Origin of the sequence: Siphonobacter sp. (assembly GCF_048595215.1) — a bacterium.
In the GTDB taxonomy this organism is placed as follows: domain Bacteria; phylum Bacteroidota; class Bacteroidia; order Cytophagales; family Spirosomataceae; genus Siphonobacter.
In genome coordinates, this window is sequence record NZ_JBMDWJ010000350.1 from 1 (window position 1) to 2278 (window position 2278).

Below are 2278 nucleotides of genomic sequence, written 5' to 3' on the forward strand. Positions count from 1 at the left end.
AGGAGCCGAAGCACTAGCTGAAGCCACTGCACAGCAGTATTCGGGCGGGCGAGCGGCCATCGAAACGGGGTATGTCTTACCGAACTACCGCCTGCCGACGGAAGCCGAATGGGAGTACGCAGCCAAAGCCCTGATCGGAACGCAGTACGTGGATGAAAATCAAACCCACCAGCGGGTTTATCCCTGGGACGGCTCCTCCCTGCGAAAAAGTTCAGGCCGCAACAAAGGGACGATGCTGGCGAACTACAAACGTGGTCGCGGGGATTACGCGGGTATTGCCGGGAGAAGCAACGATGGGGCCATTATTACGGATGAAGTATACTCCTATCCTCCCAACGATTTTGGTCTGTACAACATGGCGGGCAACGTCAACGAATGGGTATGGGATGTGTATCGTCCGACCTCGTTCCAAGTGTTTAGCGATCTCAATCCTGTTCGTCGTGATGGGTATTTGGACCAGGCGAAAAACTACGATACGGAAGACTTCAATTCGCTCATTTCGAATCGCTCGCGGGTGTACAAAGGAGGGTCCTGGGCGGATATCGCGTACTGGCTGGCTCCGGGCACGCGTCGTTTTCTGGACCAGGATTCTTCGACGGCTACGATTGGGTTCCGCTGTTCCATGATTGCGGTAGGAAAGAAGCATTAACGTTTTTTTAACAGCTATAAACGGTACAAGCCCTGACCCGGCGGACTATAAATCCGCCGGGTCAGGGCTTGGTAATTTCTAATGATTAAAACAAAGCTGTTTTCATTCAACAAATAGGTTGTTTTCAAACTATTAACAGCACTATTTATTTACGAGTTAACGGTTAATGCCTTCAACACCGCCATCGCATCAAGTATTCCTTTTCAGCGTTTGCGGAATCTATAGTCTCTGAAACGACTTCAAAACCGTTTTTCTGATAGTACTGCACACTTTGCTGATTCTTCTGGTAAACGTTAAGCGTGAGTTCGGAACGAATGGTTTTTGCGTAGTTTAAAAGCTGGGTGCCGTAGCCCTTTCCCTGCTCAGAGGGTGAGATGAATAAGGCCGCTACGTGGTCGTCGACCAGAGCTATAAAACCGCGTAGCTTTCCTCCACAGTCGATAACGTAAACTTCCGAAGCAGGTAGATACTCCTGAAGCATCGCCGCTTTATTCTCTCGCCAGTACGCTTCAGGAATAAAAGGATGGGCGATCAGGGACGTCGTCAGCCAGAGATCGGCGAGTACTGAAAAATCCGGTGACTCTGCTTTTCGAATCATGTTTGATTACTTATAGATTCGGCAAGGATCCGGGTTTAGATCCTGCCGTGAAATATCTAACTATTGATCTGCAAAGAAAATACCTTTTCGAGCGAAACAAATATTCCTCCTATCCTGTGGTGGCAGGCAGGGGTGCCGGACGTGAAAACCCTGTCAAAGTACTGCATTACCGTCGATTCTTACCGTTTCCGAGGGCTATCCAGGCCGTAGGTTTGTCCTATCCATTCGCAGTACATAACACCCGTACTACGCTGGGCCGCCTACTTGATTTATCACCTAAATCCATCGAATCGTATGAACCGTGCAACTACGCTTGAGGAACTCAAACCCGTTCCCTATGCTCAGGATCCTCATTTGTCGCAGGGAGTAAAAGCCTTTTTGAAAATTCTGAATTCGGGCGGTGGACCGCCGCTGGAGACCCTGTCACCCCAGGAGGCCCGGCAAGTACTGATCGACGCCCAGGCCTCCGTACCGGTGGACTTGTCGGGGATCGACGAAGCGGAACGGGTGATTACGGCGGATGGCTATACCATCAAGCTCAACATCGTACGGCCCGCGGGAGTAGCGGAAAAACTGCCCGTTTTCATCTACATTCACGGGGGAGGCTGGGTACTGGGCGATTTTCCCACACACAAACGACTAGTCCGTGATTTAGTGGTGGCGTCTGGATTCGTAGCGGTCTTCGTCAACTATACGCCCAGTCCGGAAGCTCAGTACCCCCAGGCCACCAATGAAATCTACGCCGCTACCAAATGGGTGGCTGAGCACGGCGATGAAATCAACGTGGACGCCACTAAGCTAGCCGTAGTAGGCAATAGCGTCGGTGGTAATATGACCGCCGTAACCTGCCTGAAAGCGAAAGAAAACGGCGGCCCGGATATTAAATGTCAGGTACTGTTCTGGCCCATCGTCGATGCAGATTTTGGAACCGATTCGTATAAACTCTTTGGAGAGAACCGCTTCCTGACTACCCCACTAATGAAATGGTTGTACGATCAGTACACCACTGATTTAGAGGAACGTAAGCAGAT

3 protein-coding genes are annotated in these 2278 nt (G+C 50.7%); 2 read left to right on the plus strand and 1 reads right to left on the minus strand.

Going from position 1 to position 2278, the window contains the following annotated elements:
* The coding region (locus ACOJTG_RS21700; RefSeq protein WP_420155721.1) for an SUMF1/EgtB/PvdO family nonheme iron enzyme at nucleotides 1-649 on the plus strand (649 nt) is incomplete at its 5' end.
* A 172-nt stretch (nucleotides 650-821) separates the two neighbouring features.
* On the opposite strand, the gene ACOJTG_RS21705 is transcribed toward ACOJTG_RS21700, so the two are convergent.
* Nucleotides 822-1247 carry an N-acetyltransferase gene (locus ACOJTG_RS21705; protein WP_420155722.1) on the minus strand — a complete coding sequence of 142 codons (426 nt, stop codon included), beginning with the start codon at nucleotides 1245-1247 and terminating at the stop codon, nucleotides 822-824.
* A gap of 294 nt (nucleotides 1248-1541) precedes the next feature.
* Between ACOJTG_RS21705 and ACOJTG_RS21710 the strand changes: the two genes are divergently transcribed.
* A partial coding sequence (locus ACOJTG_RS21710) for an alpha/beta hydrolase (RefSeq protein WP_420155723.1) occupies nucleotides 1542-2278 on the plus strand: 737 nt, incomplete at its 3' end.